Below are 16,514 nucleotides of genomic sequence, written 5' to 3' on the forward strand. Positions count from 1 at the left end.
CGCCGCAGAGCCGCGGGGCAAAGCGGGCGCGATTATGGCAGAGAGCCACAAGCCCTCACAATGCGAGCCCTGTAGAAAAATCAAGACTTCACCGTGGGCCTTTGTGCAACAGAATGCGACGAAAGATCGACCCTATCGATTTGCTCCCCCCGCCCCGCTCTGCTAGTGTCGCGCCGTTTATACTGCCACCGAGACAGCCGCCATGGCCCGAAAAAAAGCCTCCATTGATTTCGAGCAATCCCTCGCCGACCTGCAGGTCCTGGTCGAGCGCCTGGAGAACGGCGAGCTGTCGCTGGAAGACTCGCTGACTGCCTTCGAGCAAGGCATCAGCCTGACCCGCGACTGCCAGAGCGCGCTGGCCCAGGCCGAACAGAAGGTCCAAGTGCTGCTCGAGCGCGATGGCGAACTGGCGGCCGAGCCTTTCGATGCGGAACAGCCGGAATGATCGCCGCCTACCAGGCCAGTTGCCAGGCGCGGGTCGACGCCGCCCTCGAACACCTGTTCATCGCCCCCTCGGTTGAGCTCAGCCGCCTCTATGAGGCCATGCGCTACAGCGTCATGAATGGCGGCAAACGGGTACGCCCGCTGCTCGCCTATGCCGCCTGCCAGGCCCTCGGTGCTGCACCGGAGCAGGCCAACGGCGCGGCCTGCGCGGTCGAATTGATTCACGCCTACTCGCTGGTGCACGACGACCTGCCGGCGATGGACGATGACGACCTGCGCCGCGGCCAGCCGACCACCCACAAGGCCTTCGATGAAGCCTGCGCGATCCTCGCTGGCGACGGTTTGCAGAGCCTGGCCTTCAGCGCCCTGCTCGACCCGCAATTGAGCCCGCAGCAAGACAGCATCCGCCTGGCCATGGTCCAGACCCTGGCGCTGGCTGCAGGGCCTGCCGGCATGGTCGGCGGCCAGGCCATCGACCTGGGCTCGGTGGGCCTCAAGCTCGACCAGACGGCGCTGGAGTTCATGCACCGGCACAAGACCGGCGCGCTGATCGAAGCCAGCGTCAAGCTCGGCGCCCTGGCCAGCGCCCGCGCCGACCAGACCCAGCTCAAGGCCCTGCAAACCTATGCACAGGCCATCGGCCTGGCCTTCCAGGTTCAGGACGATATCCTCGACGTCGAGAGCGACACCGCCACCCTGGGCAAGCGCCAGGGCGCCGACATCGCCCGCGACAAGCCGACCTACCCGGCCCTGCTCGGCCTCGAAGCAGCCAAGGCCTATGCCCTGGAACTGCGCGACCAGGCCCTGCATGCCCTGCGTCCGTTTGACGCGGCAGCCGAGCCGCTGCGCGAACTTGCGCGGTACATCGTTGAGCGCCGTAACTAAGCAGCGCGGGTATCGCGGGGCAAGCCCGCTCCCACAGCGATCACTGTAGGAGCGGGCTTGCCCCGCGATTAGCTCAAATGGGCAGCCAACACCGCAATAAGGTAAACTGCCGCCACTTCATATCTATAACGATTCGCCTGATGCCCACGACGTTTCAAGAGTTCCCCCGCGAACGCCCGGTCACGCCGCTGCTTGACCGTGCCGATACGCCTGCCGGCCTGCGCCGCCTGGCTGAAGCCGACCTGGAGAACCTGGCCGACGAGTTGCGCCAGGAATTGCTCTATACCGTTGGTCAGACCGGCGGGCATTTCGGTGCCGGCCTGGGCGTCATCGAGCTGACGATCGCCCTGCACTACGTCTTCGACACCCCGGACGACCGTCTGGTGTGGGACGTCGGTCATCAGGCCTATCCGCACAAGATCCTCACCGGTCGCCGCCAGCGCATGCACACCCTGCGCCAGAAGGACGGCCTGGCCGCCTTCCCGCGCCGCGCCGAGAGCGAGTACGACACCTTTGGCGTCGGTCACTCCAGCACCTCGATCAGTGCGGCCCTGGGCATGGCCATCGCCGCCCGTCTGCAGAACGATCCGCGCAAGTCGATTGCCGTGATCGGTGACGGCGCGCTGACCGCCGGCATGGCCTTCGAGGCGTTGAACCACGCCCAGGAAGTCGACGCCGACATGCTGGTGATCCTCAACGACAACGACATGTCGATTTCGCGCAATGTCGGCGGCCTGTCCAACTACCTGGCCAAGATTCTTTCCAGCCGCACCTACTCGAGCATGCGCGAGGGCAGCAAGAAGGTCCTCTCGCGCCTGCCCGGCGCCTGGGAAATCGCCCGCCGCACCGAAGAGTACGCCAAGGGCATGCTGGTACCCGGCACCCTGTTCGAAGAGCTGGGCTGGAACTACATCGGCCCGATCGATGGCCACGACCTGCCGACCCTGGTCACCACCCTGCGCAACATGCGTGACCTCAAGGGCCCGCAGTTCCTGCACGTGGTCACCAAAAAGGGCAAGGGTTTCGCCCCGGCCGAAGTCGACCCGATCGGCTACCACGCGATCACCAAGCTTGAGCCTGTGGACAAACCCGCCGCCGCGCCGAAACAGGCTGCCGGACCGAAGTACTCCGCAGTGTTCGGCCAATGGCTGTGCGACATGGCGGCTGCTGACCAGCGCCTGGTCGGCATTACCCCGGCCATGAAGGAAGGCTCCGACCTGGTGGCCTTCAGCGAGCGCTATCCGGATCGCTACTTCGATGTCGCCATCGCCGAGCAGCACGCGGTCACCCTGGCTGCGGGCATGGCCTGCGAAGGCGCCAAGCCGGTGGTGGCGATCTATTCGACCTTCCTTCAGCGCGCCTACGACCAGTTGATCCATGACGTCGCGGTGCAGAATCTCGACGTGCTGTTCGCCATCGACCGCGCCGGCCTGGTCGGCGAAGACGGCCCGACCCACGCGGGCAGCTTCGACCTGTCGTTCCTGCGCTGCATCCCCGGCATGCTGGTGATGACCCCGAGCGACGAGAACGAACTGCGCAAGATGCTCAGCACCGGCCACCTGTACAACGGCCCGGCCGCCGTGCGTTACCCACGTGGCAGCGGCCCGAACGCAACCATCGAGAGCAACCTTGAGCCACTGGAAATCGGCAAGGGCATCGTCCGCCGCCAGGGCAGCAAGGTCGCCTTGCTGGTATTCGGCGTGCAGCTGAGCGAAGCCCTCAAGGTTGCCGAGCAGATCGATGCCACCGTGGTCGACATGCGTTTCGTCAAACCGCTGGATGAAGCCCTGGTGCGCGAGATTGCCGGTAGCCACGAACTGCTGGTGACCATCGAAGAGAACGCCATCATGGGCGGCGCCGGTGCGGCAGTGAGCGAGTTCCTCGCCCGCGAAGCGGTGCTCAAGCCAGTGCTGCACCTGGGCCTGCCGGATGTGTATGTCGAGCATGCCAAGCCTGCGCAGATGCTCGCCGAGTGCGGCCTGGATGCCGCCGGCATCGAGGCTTCGGTGCGTCAGCGGATGCAACTGCTCGGTCTTTGAGACCGCATCGCGGGTCAAGCCCGCTCCTACAGGTTTTGTGGGAGCGGGCTTGACCCGCGATAGCAATGGAACTGCCCATGAAATCTCTGCGTCTTGCCCCCCTCCTGCTATTGCCAACCACCCTGCTGGCCGACCCGATCGACCGCGAAAGCGCCCTGAAGCTGCCCAACACGCTGATCAGCGCCAACCGCCAGGTCGAAGACCGCACGCAAACCAGCGCCGCCAATACGGTGTTCACCCGCGACGACATCGACCGCCTGCAGCCTTCCAGTGTTACTGACCTGCTGACTCGGGTGCCGGGGGTTCAAATTTCGCGCACAGGCGGGCGTGGCAGCTTGCCCGGCATTTTCATTCGCGGCACCAAGTCGGCCCAGAGCCTGGTGCTGGTCGATGGCGTACGTATTGCCAACACCTCGTCCGGCGACAGCGGCCTGCAGTTTCTCAACATTGATCAGATCGAGCGGGTCGAAGTGTTGCGCGGTTCGCGCTCGGCGATCTATGGCAGCGATGCGATTGGCGGGGTGATCCAGATCTTCACCCGCCGCGCCAGCAAGCCCGGCCTGCAACCGCGCCTGCACTTGGCCGGTGGCAGCAACAAGACCTGGCAGCGCGATGTCGGCCTGTCCGGAGGTGACGAGCGCACTCGTTTCAACCTCGCCGCAGGTCTGGACGAAACCGACGGCATCAACGCTACCCGCGAGTCATTCCCGGCCAACGGCGATCATGATGCCTACAGAAACAAGAGCCTGAGCCTGAACCTCAGCCATGTTGCCAGCGACTCCCTGGAACTGGGCCTGAATCTGCTCGACAGCCGCGGACGCAGCGAATACGACAACCTGTTTGGCGACCACAGCCAGCCCTACACCGATTTCACCGTCAGTAGCCTCGGCACCTATGCCGACGCACAGCTCAGTGAGATGTGGCATTCACGCCTGGAGCTGGGCCACAGCGAGAACCGCGATACCAAGCGCGACTCGCTGCAGCCGGGCGGTAGCGAGTTCAACACTTACCGCGACTCGATCAACTGGCAGAATGACCTTAGCTTCGACGAGCGCAACAACCTGTTGCTCGGTGGCGACTGGTATCAGGATCGCCTGCATGGCAGCACGACCTTTGACGAAGACAGCCGCTGGAACCGCGCCGCTTTTGTCCAGCATCGCTACAAAGGCGACAGCTTCAACACCGAAATCGGCGTGCGCCGCGACCAGAACCAGCAATTCGGCAGCCAGAACAGCTGGAGCGCCAGTCTCGGCGTGCCGCTCAACGTCGACAACGACCTGCTTCTGTCCTACAGCGAAGGCTTTCGCGCACCGACGTTCAACGACCTTTACTACCCGGATTTCAGCAACCCCGACCTCAAGCCCGAGCGCTCGAAGAGCTACGAGCTGCAATGGCGCAGCCAACTGACCGACAGCACCCGGCTGGAGGCCTCGCTGTACCGCACCGACCTGCGCAATGCGATCTCCCTGGGCCCCAACTTCATTCCACACAATGTCGGCTCGGCACGCATCAATGGTTTCGAAGCCAGTCTGCATCAGCAGTGGTTTGGCTGGCAGAGCAGCCTCGGCCTGGCACTGATCGACCCGCGTGACCGCGATTCCGGGCACACCCTCGAACGTCGCGCCCGCCGTACCCTGAACCTGGACCTGGATCGCCAGTTCGATCGCCTCGGCCTGGGTGCCAGCTGGCAGGCAGTCAGCAGCAGTTACGCCGACGCCGACAACAAGCGCTCACTCAGCGGCTACGGTCTGCTCGGTTTGCGCAGCAGCTGGAACCTGAGCCGCGAGGTTCGTCTGGAGCTCAAAGCCGATAACCTGCTGGATAAAACCTACAGCCGTGCGCAGTACAGCTACGGCACAGGCTATGCCGATTACCGCGAAGAAGGCCGCACCTGGCTATTGGGCGTCACCTGGACACCGGCGCTTTAGCCTGCAGCAGTTCGCACAGCTTGGCCGTCGCTTCGATCATCTGCCCGCTGGGGCGCTCCAGGCCTTTGTCCGGCACCTGCAGCAACAGGCCATCACGCACGGCAGCGACGTGCGGCCAGGCCTTCCAGGCCTCGAGCTGGAGCTGATCAGGGGCAAGGATCACCTGCGGGTTGCGCGCCAGCACGGTCTCCAGGTTAACCTGCGGCGCCGGCTGGGGGAGGTCGGCAAACACATTGCGCGCGCCGCAGACACTCAGCGCATCGGAGATGATCTGGTAACCACCAACCGTATACAGCGGCTTGTCCCAGACCTGGTAGAACACCGTCAGCGCCTGCTCGCGATGGTACTGCTGGCGCAACGCGGCAAGGCGCTGGCGCAAGGCTGTGGATAACTGCCCGCCCTGCGCCTTGCGCCCGATCCGCAGGCCAATTTCGTCCACCTGCGACACCAGGTCATCCAGCTCGTGCACATCGACGCTGTATAGCGGGATACCCAGGCGTTCGAGCTGGTCGCGCTGGGCCGCCGGCACGCTGCCCGGCCAGTACAGCACCAGGTCCGGGCGCACGCTGAGCAGGCGCTCCATGTCCAGTTGGCCATAACGGCCCACCAACGGTACGGTGCTTAACTGCGTCGGCCGTTCGTGCCACTCGGCCATGCCCACCAGCAGGTCGCCGGCTTGCAGCTCGAGGATGATTTCAGTGATCGAGGGCGCCAGGCTGACCACCCGCGGCGCCGCGGCCAGCGGCATACCGAAGGCCAGCAGCAACAGCCACAGGTAGCGACGCATCAGCCGAGCTGGCGAGGAATGCGATAGAGGTAGAGCAGGACCACGCTGGAGATTGCCAGGAGGATCTGCGGCACCGCCTCAAGGCCAACGAATACCGACAACGCGGCGACCCAGGCCGGCAGGCAGGCGAACAACATGCCCAGGCGGCGGATACGTGCCAGCTCGATCCAGGCCGCAGGTTCATCGTCGCTGTTCAGGGCTTTCTGGGTGGCGATCAGCCCGTGCTTGTAGGCGCCAAAGCGCGGCAGGCTGAGAAACATCGAGGCCACGCCGGCGATAAACATCGGCATGGCCAGGATCGGAATCAACGCCTGCACGCCACCGAAGGCCCAGGCAAACACCAGCAACGGCGCCAGCGCCACCGCCAGGTACTGCCACCAGGCCAGCTCCAGGCGACGGCGAACCTGGGCGCGGGTCACGCCCGACCGGCCTCGCCCTGGTGCTCGTTGCCCATCATGTGGCCGAGCTTGCCGGCTTTGGTCGCCAGGTAGTGTTTGTTATGCGGGTTGTGGCCGGTGTGCAGCGGCACCCGCTCGGCAACCGGAATGCCCATGCCGGTCAGTGCCTTGACCTTGCGCGGATTGTTGGTCATCAGCCGCAGCGACTTGACACCCAGGTGCTCGAGCATCGGCTGGCACATGCCGTAGTCACGCTGGTCGGCGGCAAAGCCCAGGCGTTCGTTGGCTTCGACGGTGTCGGCGCCGCCATCTTGCAGCTCGTAGGCGCGGATCTTGTTCAACAGGCCAATGCCACGGCCTTCCTGACGCAGGTACAGCAGCACGCCGCGGCCTTCGCGGGCGATCGCCTGCAGGGCCGCTTCGAGTTGCGAACCGCAGTCGCAGCGCTGGCTGAACAAGGCGTCGCCGGTCAGGCATTCGGAATGCAGGCGCCCCAGCACCGGCTGCCCATCGGCCACATCACCCAGGCTGAGCACGACGTGCTCGCGGCCGGTGGCTTCATCGAGAAAACCATGCATGGTGAAGGTCGCAAACGGGGTAGGCAGCTTGGAAGCGGCAACAAAAACGACGGGCACGTTGTGCTCCTGATCAGTAACTTGAAAATTGACGTGGGCCGATTGTATCAGCAGCGTGGCGCCGCTGCTTAGGCTGAATTATTGGGCAAACAGATCGACAAGTTCGATATCAGCTACGGCCGCTTGCCCTCGCCGTCGAACGGATAGGGCTGCTTCCAGTGCTCGAAGATCGCCCGCAACTCGCCACTGGCCACCAGCTTGTCCATGCGCTGGTCGAACAGCGCGCGCAACGCCTTGCCCTCGGCGGTGCGGCCAAAGGCCAGGTACAGCGGCAGCTCCGCCAGGTGGCTGCGGCGAAACAGCTTGGGATCGGGGGCCTGGCCGAGCACATAGTCGACTTCGGTCAGGGCATCGATGTAGTAGTCGACGCGATCATGTTCAAGCATCGGCAAGATCCCCTCGCGGCGCTGGATTTCGCGAAAGTGACCGACATTGGGCAGATAGCTTTTGTAGTCATAGCCGCGCACCCAGGCCAGGCGATACTGGCCGAGGGTCTGCTGGGTCGGCACAGGGCTGGTGGCCAGGCCCAGGGCATAGATATGGTCCATATCGAAATGCCAGCGCGGATAGAGGTTGTCGGCGTTCTCTTCGTGATAGGAACCGACCCAGGCATCGGCCTCACCGCGTTTGACCAGGCCTACCGCGCGGCTGTACGGCGCACTCTGGGTGCGAACCTTGACGCCGGCCGGCTCGAACACCTTGCGCAGCACGTCCCAGGCCAGGCCGCTGCCGTCGGCGTTGGTGTAGTCGAGCCACTCTTCACTGACCAGACGAACCTGGCCAGGTGTCGCCGACGGCGCGTCCGCCGCCTTGACCACACCTGCCGCCAGGACCAGCAACACCAGCAACAGCCGCCATCCCGTCATCGCCCCGCTCCTTAGGTGAAACTCCATACCAGAACCTGCATGCCCAGCCAGGCAAACACCCCGGCCAGAACATCGTCGAGCATGATCCCGACCCCGCCATGCACATGACGATCAATCCAGCGGATCGGCCAGGGCTTGAGGATGTCGAAGAAACGGAACATCAAAAAGCCCGCCAGCAGCCACATCCAGCCCTCCGGCACCAGCCACAGGGTTATCCACATGCCGACCATTTCGTCCCAGACGATGCCCTCATGGTCGTGGACCTTGAGGTCATCCGCGACCTTGCCGCACAGCCAGAAGCCGAACAGCATGGTCAACCCGAGCATCAGCCAGTAGCCCCAATCGGGCAGCATCTGCCACAACGGGATAAACGGTAGAGCCACCAGCGAGCCCCAGGTTCCCGGCGCCTTGGGCAGGGTTCCGGAGCCAAAGCCGAATGCCAGGAAATGCCAGGGATTGCGCCAGACCGACGGCGGAACGAACTCCGCAGGCACCTGTTTGGGGTGATCGGTCACGGTGTCTCCTTAAAATGTTGATAGCCCCGGGTGTGCGGGGTGATGTCCTGGCCACTGCCATCAAGCAGGCGCACGCCGCTGCCGGCACTCACCCGCCCGACCACATGGATCGGCCAGCCGGCCGTCAGCAACGGTGCAAGCTCGGCTTCGGGCAAGGTGAAGGCCAGGACGTAATCGTCGCCGCCGGCCAATGCCGCCTGTTGCGCGCCTGCGCGACCGAAAAAGGCCAGCAGCGCCGCCGACAACGGTAGCCGCTCCAGCTCGACCTGCAATGCCACCTGCGACGCCTTGGCGATATGTCCGCAATCGGCGAGCAGGCCGTCGGAGATATCCAGCGCCGAGGTTGCCTTGCCGCGCAGCACCTGGCCCAGCGCCAGTTGCGGTTGCGGCGACCAGTAATGGGCCAGCAGCGGATCGGCCTGGGCCGCCTCGGCCATGCGCTCGCCCAGCACCAGCGGCAAGGCGCCGGCGGCATTGCCCAGCTCGCCGCCGACGCACAGCAGGTCACCGGCGCGGGCACCGTTGCGGGTCAGGGCCTGGCCGCCGGGTACGCGGCCAAACACGGTCATGGTCAGGCTCAGCGGGCCACGGGTGGTGTCGCCGCCGATCAAGCTCAGCTGGCAGCTTTCGGCCATCTGGTTCAAACCGCGGGCATAAGCCTGCAGCCAGTCGGCGCGAACCTCGGGCAGGGTCAGGGCAAGGGTAAAGCCGATGGGCGTGGCGCCCATGGCAGCCAGGTCACTGGCAGCGACGGCCAGCGAACGCTGACCGAGCAGAAAAGGGTCGCAGACAGCCGGGAAATGCACCCCGGCCACCAGCGTATCGGTGGAGATCGCCAGCTGTTCGCCGGCTGGCACGCTGAGCAAGGCGCAATCATCGCCAATGCCCAGGGCCACACCTTCGCCGCCTTGCGCACAGGACGCGGCGGCGAAGTAATGACGGATCAGCTCGAACTCACCCATTGGCACAGAGCGCCGGAATCAGCGCTTGAACGCCTTGACTTCGGCTTCACGCAGGCGTGGTGCAAGCTTGTCGAGCACGCCGTTGACGAACTTGTGGCCGTCGGTCGAACCGAACACCTTGGCCAGTTCGATACCTTCGTTGATCACAACGCGGTACGGAACATCAACGCGCATCATGAACTCCCAGGTGGACAGGCGCAGCACCGCCAGTTCAACCGGATCGAGCTCTTCAATAGTCAGGTCAAGGCACGGCTTGAGTGCTTCGTCGATTTCGACTTTCTTCGCCGGAACCCCATGGAGGATTTCGCGGAAGTAGGCGCCGTCGACATCGGTGAAATCGTTATCGACCCGGAACTGCGCTTCGATCTCGTTCAGCGACTGCTTGGCCATATGCCATTGGTACAGGGCCTGGGTCGCGAGCTGACGGGCTTCGCGACGCTTGGCGCTTTTCGATGGCTTGCCAGCATCCGCAGGTTTTGGATCGCGCGGGTTGAAACGATCGCTTTCGTCGCTAATCACTTGGCCTCCAACTGCGCCAGCAGGCTGACCATTTCCAGAGCGGACAGGGCAGCTTCGGCGCCCTTGTTGCCGGCCTTGGTGCCGGAACGCTCAATGGCCTGTTCGATCGAATCGACGGTCAGGACACCGAAGGAGACCGGCACGCCGAACTCCATGGACACCTGGGCCAGGCCCTTGGTGCATTCGCCCGCAACGTATTCGAAGTGCGGGGTACCGCCACGGATCACGGCGCCCAGGGCGATGATCGCGGCATATTCGCTTTGCTGGGCGACTTTCTGTGCCACCAGCGGGATTTCGAAGGCACCCGGGGCACGGATGATGGTGATGTCGCTTTCGTTCACACCGTGGCGAACCAGGGCATCAACGGCACCGCTCACCAGGCTTTCGACGACGAAGCTGTTGAAGCGGCCAACCACCAAAGCATAGCGACCTTTGGGGGCAATGAAGGTACCTTCGATGGTCTTCAGGGTCATTGCGGAGTTCTCATCTTAAAGAGCCAGGCCGCAAACGGGCGGCCTGTGGGTGTTTGGGACACGAATGGCAGCGCGAAAAACCGCCTGCTTTATTCGGAGGGCACGTATTCTACAACTTCCAGATCGAATCCGGATATCGCATTGAACTTCATTGGCGAACTCATCAGGCGCATTTTGCGCACGCCCAGGTCGCGCAGGATCTGCGAACCGGCACCGACGGTGCTGTAGGTGGTCGGGGTTTTCGCCTGGGCGCCAGCGTCGGCGCTTTCGCGAATGTGCGCCAGCAGCACGTCGCCATCGAGCGGGTGGCCGAGCAGCAGCACCACGCCGCTGCCGGCGTCTGCAACGGCGCTCATGGCCGCGCGCAGGCTCCAGCGGCCCGGTTGCTTGACCATCAGCAGGTCGCGCAGCGGGTCCATGTTGTGCACCCGCACCAGGGTCGGTTCTTCGGCGCAAATGTTGCCCAGGGTCAGCGCCATGTGCACGTCGCCTTCGACCGAATCACGGTAGGTGACCAGGTTGAAATGGCCCAGCTCGCTGTCCAGCGGCTGCTCGGAAACCCGCTGAACGGTACGTTCGTGGATCATCCGGTAGTGGATCAGGTCGGCAATGGTGCCGATCTTGATGTTGTGTTCGGCGGCAAAAGTCTCGAGTTCGGCGCGACGCGACATGGTGCCGTCGTCGTTCATCACCTCGCAAATCACCCCGCTCGGCTCGAAACCGGCCATGCGCGCCAGGTCGCAGGCAGCTTCGGTGTGGCCGGCACGGGCCAGGGTACCGCCAGGCTGGGCCATCAGCGGGAAAATGTGACCGGGGCTGACAATGTCTTCGGCCTTGGCATCACGGGCGGCGGCAGCCTGCACGGTGCGCGCGCGGTCGGCGGCGGAAATGCCGGTGGTGACGCCGGTGGCGGCTTCGATCGACACGGTGAACTTGGTGCCGAAACCCGAGCCATTGCGTGGCGCCATCAGCGGCAGCTTGAGCGTTTCGCAGCGCTCGCGCGACATCGGCATGCAGATCAGGCCGCGGGCGTGCTTGGCCATGAAGTTGATGTGCTCGGCCTTGCAGCACTCGGCGGCCATGATCAGGTCGCCTTCGTTCTCGCGGTCTTCGTCATCCATGAGGATGACCATTTTGCCTTGGCGGATGTCTTCGACCAGTTCTTCGATGCTGTTGAGCGCCACTCGGCACCCCCTTTCAAATCAGGATTTCAGGTAGCCGTTGGCGGCCAGGAAACTTTCGGTGATGCCGCTGCCTTTGCTTGGCTCGGCGGCCTTGTCACCCAGCAGCAGACGCTCCAGGTAACGTGCCAGCAGGTCGACCTCAAGGTTCACCCGACGACCTGGACGGTAGTCGGCCATGATGGTTTCGGCCAGGGTGTGCGGGACGATGGTCAGCTCGAACTCGGCGCCATCGACGACGTTCACCGTCAGGCTGGTGCCGTCGACGGTGATCGAGCCCTTGTGGGCAATGTACTTGGCCAGCTCCTTGGGTGCACGGATGCGGAACTGGATGGCGCGGGCGTTATCGCTGCGCGAGACCACTTCGCCGACGCCGTCGACATGGCCGCTGACCAGGTGACCGCCCAGGCGGGTGGTCGGCGTCAGGGCTTTTTCGAGGTTGACCCGGCTGCCGCTTTTGAGCTCGTTGAAGGCGGTGCAGTCGAGGGTTTCGCGGCTGACGTCGGCCCAGAAGCCATCGCCAGGCAGCTCGACCGCGGTCAGGCACACGCCGTTGACGGCGATGCTGTCGCCCAGCTTGACGTCGCCCAGGTCGAGCTTGCCGGTTTCGACATACACCCGCACGTCACCGCCTTTTGGGGTCAGGGAACGGATGCTGCCAATCGATTCGATGATGCCGGTGAACATGAAGTCCTCCTCGAGAACAGGGCTGCGCATGGCGCTAGCCGCAAATTATACGCCGGGCGCAGGCTTGGGTACTGCAGTGACTCGCCAGTCATCGCCTACTGCGCGCATTTCGGTGATCTGCAAATGGGGCGCCTGGCTCATTTTATCCAGGGGCCAGTCGAGCAACGGCCGGGCACTGGAGCCAAGGATGCGTCCGGCGACAAAAATCTGGTACTCGTCGATCAGTCCCTGCCGGGCAAAGGCGCCGACCAGGCCGGCACCGGCTTCGACCAGCACTTCGTTGACGCCACGCGCGGCCAGCTCAAGCATCAGCGCCGGCAGGTCGACGCGGCCAGCACTGCCGGGCAGGCTCAGCAGCTCATGACCGGCCTGGGCATAACGTGCGTCGGCTTCAGCGGCGGTGACCACCAGGGCCGGGCGGGCGGTAAAGAACGGCGCATCGAGCGGCACACGCAAGCGACCATCGATCAACACCCGCAAGGGCGGACGCGCCAGGGCCAGCGCGGTGGTTGCCGGGTCCAGGCCCAGTTCTTCGGCGCGCACGGTCATCCGCGCGTTGTCGGCCAATACGCTTTCGGCACTGGTCAGCACCACGCTGGAGCGGGCGCGCAAACGCTGCACTGCCGAGCGCGCCGCCGGGCCGGTAATCCACTGGCTCTCGCCGCTGGCCATGGCCGTGCGGCCGTCCAGGCTCATCGCCAGCTTGGCCCGGACGAACGGCAGGCCGTGTTCCATACGCTTGAGAAAGCCCGGGTTCAGGGCGCGGGCCTCGGCCTCCAGCACACCGCTGGCAACCTCGATACCCGCATCGGCCAGGCGCTTGAGGCCGTTGCCGGCGACTTGCGGATTGGGGTCCTGCATGGCCGCGACCACCCGCGCCACACCGGCCTTGACCAGCGCCTCGGCACACGGCGGCGTGCGCCCATGGTGGCTGCACGGCTCAAGGGTGACGTAGGCGCAAGCGCCGCGGGCCAGCTCGCCGGCCTGGCGCAAGGCATGCACCTCGGCATGCGGCTCGCCGGCGCGCACGTGCCAGCCTTCGCCGACCACCTGGCCGTCGCGGACGATCACGCAGCCCACGCGCGGGTTCGGGTGGGTGGAGTACAAGCCTTTGCGGGCTAGCTCGATGGCCCGGGCCATGTAGTGCGCATCAAGCACCGCGCGTTCGCTGGACATGCTCACTCTTTAGCCGGCACACGGGCCAGGCGGTCGATTTCTTCACGGAACTCGTTGAGGTCCTGGAAACGCCGGTACACCGAGGCGAAGCGGATATAGGCGACTTCATCGAGCTTTTGCAGCTCGGCCATCACCAGCTCGCCGACCACCAGCGACTTGATCTCGCGCTCACCGGTAGCCCGCAGCTTGTGCTTGATATGCGCCAGCGCCGCTTCCAGGCGCTCGACGCTGACCGGACGTTTTTCCAGAGCACGCTGCATACCGGCACGCAGTTTTTCTTCGTCGAAAGGCTGGCGGCTGCCGTCCTGCTTGATCAGCCGGGGCAGAACCAGTTCGGCGGTTTCGAAGGTGGTGAAGCGCTCACCGCAGGCTACGCATTCGCGCCGACGGCGCACTTGCTCGCCCTCGGCAACCAGTCGCGAGTCGATGACCTTGGTGTCGTTGGCACCGCAGAAGGGACAGTGCATGGTGGCAGGCAACAAAAAAAGGGAGGGCCATGGTAGCGCATCCCACTGGCAAGACAAGCCAAAGGGGTTACCATCCAGTGAGGAAATACGCCGCGAAGGAATTCCCCATGCCATCAAGAGCGCTTGTCGTGCTCAGTTTTGCTGCCGTGCTGAGCGCGTGCAGCAGCGATAAACCCCAGCCTGTGCCGGCGCCCAAAGCCCCGGTAGCCAGCAAACCGGCCAAGGAGCTCGGGCCGCTGCCGGCCTATCAACGCGAATTGAGCGGCACCTTGCAGAACATTCCGGCCGGCGCCGAAGTCGAACTGGCCCTGCTAGTGATCGATGAACGCGGGCGGCCGCAAGGCTTGCTAGCCAGCAGCACGTTCAGCGGCAATGGCCTGGACCTGCCGTTTCGCCTGCGCTTCAACCCCGAGGCCTTTCCCGCCGGGGCGCGGGTCGAGCTGCGCGGTCGCGCGAGCAAGTCCGGCCAGTTGATCCTGCACCTGCCGCCCCTGCGCATCGCCCAGGCGCAAACCCAGGCCACCGGCCCGCTGCGCTTCGAAAAGGCGCCATGATGGCGCCCGCTCCACTGCAACAGGCCTTGAGCGAGTTGCTTGGGGATGCGCAACTGGTGGTCAGCGACCTGCCCGAGTGCGCGCTCAAGTTGTGGCTGATCGATGCGCAGAACATGGACCGCGCCTTCAGCTCCGAAGAAACCCGGCGCATCCTTCACGAGCCGCCGTACTGGAGTTTCTGCTGGGCCAGCGGCCTGGCCATGGCCCGCTACCTGGATGAGCATCGGCATTGGGTCGAAGGCAAGCGCGTGCTGGACTTTGGCGCAGGCTCCGGGATTGCCGGTATCGCGGCAGCCAAGGCCGGCGCGCTGGAAGTGGTGGCTTGCGACCTTGACCCGCTGGCGCTGCAGGCCTGCCGGGCGAATGCCGAGCTCAATGAGGTGGAACTGAGTTATTCCAGCGATTTTTTCCAGGAGGCCGACCGTTTCGACCTGATCCTGGTCGCCGACGTGCTCTACGACCGCGCCAACCTACCGTTGCTGGACGAGTTTCTCAGCCGTGGCCAGCAGGCCCTGGTCGCCGATTCGCGGGTACGGGATTTCCGCCACCCGTTGTACCGGTCGCTGGGCGTGCTCGATGCCCTGACCCTGCCGGACCTGGCCGAGCCCCACGAATTCCGCCGGGTCAGCCTGTACCACGCCAGCCGCCAGCCTTTATAGTGATGCCATTCACGGATTTTCGAGAGTCGCGATGAACCCTGCTACCCCGTACATTTTCGATGCCACTGGCGCCGACTTCGAACAGTCGGTGATCCAGAACTCTTTCCATAAACCGGTACTGGTCGACTTCTGGGCCGAGTGGTGCGCGCCGTGCAAGGCACTGATGCCGCTGCTGGCGCAGATCACCGAGAGCTACCAGGGCGAACTGCTGCTGGCCAAGGTCAACTGCGATATCGAGCAGGACATCGTCGCCCGCTTCGGCATCCGCAGCCTGCCCACCGTAGTGCTGTTCAAGGATGGCCAGCCGGTCGACGGCTTTGCCGGTGCCCAACCCGAGTCGGCGATTCGCGCCCTGCTCGAACCCCATGTACAACTGCCGCCACCGGCTGCCGCCGACCCGCTGGAGCAAGCCCAGGCGCTGTTTGCCGAAGGCCGTTTCAGCGAAGCCGAAAGCACCCTCAAGGCGCTGCTCAGCGAAGACAACAGCAATGCCGGCGCGCTGATCCTCTACGCCCGCTGCCTGGCTGAGCGCGGCGAACTGGGTGAAGCCCAGACCGTGCTCGACGCGGTCAAGAGCGACGAGCACAAGGCTGCCCTGGCCGGTGCCAAGGCGCAGCTGACCTTTCTCGGCCTGGCCGCCAGCCTGCCGGAAGTCGCCGACCTTAAAGCGCGCCTGGCGCAGAATGCTGAAGATGACGAGGCCGCGTACCAGCTGTGCATCCAGCAGTTGTCGCGTCAGCAGTACGAAGCGGCGCTGGAAGGCTTGCTCAAGCTGTTCAAGCGCAATCGCAGCTATGACGGCGGGGTGGCACACAAGACCTTGCTGCAGGTGTTTGACCTGCTGGGCAACGACCATCCGCTGGTCGGCAGCTACCGTCGCAAGTTGTTTGCTGCCTTGTATTGAATTGATCGCGGGGCAAGCCCGCTCCTACTGATCTTGTAGGAGCGGGCTTGCCCCGCGATACCCTCATTACCCCACCCAGTGATAAACCGGCGCATCCGCCCCGCTTTGCACCTTCACCTCGGCACTGTGGCGCAGGCGCACCAGCAGTCGCTTGCCCGCCGCGGTATTGCCCGCCAGCCCTTCCAAGTGTTCAAGCAACTCCGGCCCGTTGAGCTGCCCGGCCTTGCGCAGTACCTCGCGCGCCGCCTGCCAGAGCGCATCATCCGGTCGCACCGCCGCAACCGCACTCGCCGCTGCTGCAGGCGCTGGCGTCACAGCGGCCAGCTGGCCGCCCAGTTGCGCCCATTCCGCCGGGTCCAGTTCCAGGGTCAGGTCTACCGGCCAGTCGCCGATGTGTCCGCGAATTCGCATGGGGGTGTCCTTGTGCGCAGTCAA

At 64.6% G+C, this 16,514-nt stretch carries 20 protein-coding genes; 7 read left to right on the forward strand and 13 right to left on the reverse strand.

The features are described 5' to 3' along the window. Positions 1 to 202: 202 nt before the first annotated feature. The 4 genes from LOY22_RS23635 to LOY22_RS23650 all read left to right on the forward strand — a co-directional run bounded on the left by LOY22_RS23635 (position 203) and on the right by LOY22_RS23650 (position 5,296). A complete protein-coding gene (locus tag LOY22_RS23635; RefSeq protein WP_045199952.1) occupies positions 203 to 445 on the forward strand; it encodes an exodeoxyribonuclease VII small subunit in 243 nt (80 codons plus the stop codon). Then, positions 442 to 1,329 (forward strand): (2E,6E)-farnesyl diphosphate synthase, encoded by an 888-nt coding sequence (gene ispA / locus LOY22_RS23640; protein ID WP_093379067.1) that lies wholly within the window; start codon positions 442 to 444, stop codon positions 1,327 to 1,329. The genes LOY22_RS23635 and ispA overlap by 4 nt, the downstream gene beginning before the upstream one ends. 140 nt (positions 1,330 to 1,469) lie before the next feature. Then, positions 1,470 to 3,368 (forward strand): 1-deoxy-D-xylulose-5-phosphate synthase, encoded by a 1,899-nt coding sequence (gene dxs / locus LOY22_RS23645; protein WP_258595053.1) that lies wholly within the window; start codon positions 1,470 to 1,472, stop codon positions 3,366 to 3,368. A 77-nt stretch (positions 3,369 to 3,445) separates the two neighbouring features. Then, a complete protein-coding gene (locus tag LOY22_RS23650; RefSeq protein WP_258595055.1) occupies positions 3,446 to 5,296 on the forward strand; it encodes a TonB-dependent receptor domain-containing protein in 1,851 nt (616 codons plus the stop codon). Here LOY22_RS23650 and LOY22_RS23655 read toward each other — a convergent pair. From LOY22_RS23655 to nrdR, 12 genes are all read right to left on the reverse strand, one after another. Continuing rightward, positions 5,274 to 6,083, reverse strand: coding sequence for a cobalamin-binding protein (locus LOY22_RS23655; RefSeq protein ID WP_093379058.1), 810 nt, complete (start codon positions 6,081 to 6,083; stop codon positions 5,274 to 5,276). The genes LOY22_RS23650 and LOY22_RS23655 overlap by 23 nt on opposite strands. Then, the gene (locus tag LOY22_RS23660) at positions 6,083 to 6,502 is read right to left on the reverse strand and encodes a hypothetical protein (protein ID WP_045199962.1); all 420 of its coding nucleotides are present in this window, start codon (positions 6,500 to 6,502) and stop codon (positions 6,083 to 6,085) included. The genes LOY22_RS23655 and LOY22_RS23660 overlap by 1 nt, the downstream gene beginning before the upstream one ends. Then, a complete protein-coding gene (gene ribA, locus LOY22_RS23665) occupies positions 6,499 to 7,116 on the reverse strand; it encodes a GTP cyclohydrolase II (RefSeq protein ID WP_010222848.1) in 618 nt (205 codons plus the stop codon). Before ribA ends, LOY22_RS23660 begins: the two co-directional genes overlap by 4 nt. Before the next feature lie 113 nt (positions 7,117 to 7,229). Beyond that, entirely contained in the window at positions 7,230 to 7,982 is a 753-nt protein-coding gene (locus LOY22_RS23670; RefSeq protein ID WP_045199964.1) for an ABC transporter substrate-binding protein, read from the reverse strand. 11 nt (positions 7,983 to 7,993) lie between these two features. Continuing rightward, positions 7,994 to 8,497, reverse strand: coding sequence for a phosphatidylglycerophosphatase A (locus LOY22_RS23675; protein ID WP_045199966.1), 504 nt, complete (start codon positions 8,495 to 8,497; stop codon positions 7,994 to 7,996). Beyond that, positions 8,494 to 9,459, reverse strand: coding sequence for a thiamine-phosphate kinase (gene thiL / locus LOY22_RS23680; protein ID WP_258595057.1), 966 nt, complete (start codon positions 9,457 to 9,459; stop codon positions 8,494 to 8,496). Before thiL ends, LOY22_RS23675 begins: the two co-directional genes overlap by 4 nt. Positions 9,460 to 9,477: 18 nt before the next feature. After that, positions 9,478 to 9,978 carry a transcription antitermination factor NusB gene (nusB, locus tag LOY22_RS23685; RefSeq protein ID WP_093379052.1) on the reverse strand — a complete coding sequence of 167 codons (501 nt, stop codon included), beginning with the start codon at positions 9,976 to 9,978 and terminating at the stop codon, positions 9,478 to 9,480. Beyond that, positions 9,975 to 10,451: a 6,7-dimethyl-8-ribityllumazine synthase gene (gene ribE, locus LOY22_RS23690; RefSeq protein WP_010222842.1), complete on the reverse strand. Its 477-nt coding sequence runs from the start codon at positions 10,449 to 10,451 to the stop codon at positions 9,975 to 9,977. The genes nusB and ribE overlap by 4 nt, the downstream gene beginning before the upstream one ends. Positions 10,452 to 10,540: 89 nt before the next feature. Continuing rightward, positions 10,541 to 11,635, reverse strand: coding sequence for a bifunctional 3,4-dihydroxy-2-butanone-4-phosphate synthase/GTP cyclohydrolase II (gene ribBA / locus LOY22_RS23695; RefSeq protein ID WP_038998529.1), 1,095 nt, complete (start codon positions 11,633 to 11,635; stop codon positions 10,541 to 10,543). A gap of 18 nt (positions 11,636 to 11,653) precedes the next feature. After that, positions 11,654 to 12,319: a riboflavin synthase gene (locus LOY22_RS23700; protein ID WP_010222840.1), complete on the reverse strand. Its 666-nt coding sequence runs from the start codon at positions 12,317 to 12,319 to the stop codon at positions 11,654 to 11,656. A gap of 45 nt (positions 12,320 to 12,364) precedes the next feature. Continuing rightward, positions 12,365 to 13,495, reverse strand: a complete 1,131-nt coding sequence (gene ribD / locus LOY22_RS23705) for a bifunctional diaminohydroxyphosphoribosylaminopyrimidine deaminase/5-amino-6-(5-phosphoribosylamino)uracil reductase RibD (RefSeq protein WP_258595061.1) — start codon at positions 13,493 to 13,495, stop codon at positions 12,365 to 12,367. A 2-nt stretch (positions 13,496 to 13,497) separates the two neighbouring features. Then, positions 13,498 to 13,962 (reverse strand): transcriptional regulator NrdR, encoded by a 465-nt coding sequence (gene nrdR / locus LOY22_RS23710; protein ID WP_010222838.1) that lies wholly within the window; start codon positions 13,960 to 13,962, stop codon positions 13,498 to 13,500. A 107-nt stretch (positions 13,963 to 14,069) separates the two neighbouring features. On the opposite strand from nrdR, the gene LOY22_RS23715 reads away from it, so the two are divergent. The 3 genes from LOY22_RS23715 to trxA are packed head-to-tail and all read left to right on the forward strand — an operon-like array spanning position 14,070 to position 16,079. Beyond that, a complete protein-coding gene (locus LOY22_RS23715) occupies positions 14,070 to 14,516 on the forward strand; it encodes a YbaY family lipoprotein (RefSeq protein ID WP_093379042.1) in 447 nt (148 codons plus the stop codon). Beyond that, complete coding sequence (locus tag LOY22_RS23720; protein ID WP_045199977.1) at positions 14,516 to 15,175, forward strand: methyltransferase; 660 nt, start codon at positions 14,516 to 14,518, stop codon at positions 15,173 to 15,175. The genes LOY22_RS23715 and LOY22_RS23720 overlap by 1 nt, the downstream gene beginning before the upstream one ends. A 31-nt stretch (positions 15,176 to 15,206) precedes the next feature. Next, positions 15,207 to 16,079: a thioredoxin gene (trxA, locus tag LOY22_RS23725; protein WP_258595064.1), complete on the forward strand. Its 873-nt coding sequence runs from the start codon at positions 15,207 to 15,209 to the stop codon at positions 16,077 to 16,079. Between the two features lie 66 nt (positions 16,080 to 16,145). On the opposite strand, the gene LOY22_RS23730 is transcribed toward trxA, so the two are convergent. Continuing rightward, positions 16,146 to 16,490: a hypothetical protein gene (locus LOY22_RS23730; protein WP_045199981.1), complete on the reverse strand. Its 345-nt coding sequence runs from the start codon at positions 16,488 to 16,490 to the stop codon at positions 16,146 to 16,148. Positions 16,491 to 16,514 lie beyond the last annotated feature (24 nt).

The organism is Pseudomonas sp. B21-035, assembly GCF_024748945.1.
Classification (GTDB): domain Bacteria; phylum Pseudomonadota; class Gammaproteobacteria; order Pseudomonadales; family Pseudomonadaceae; genus Aquipseudomonas.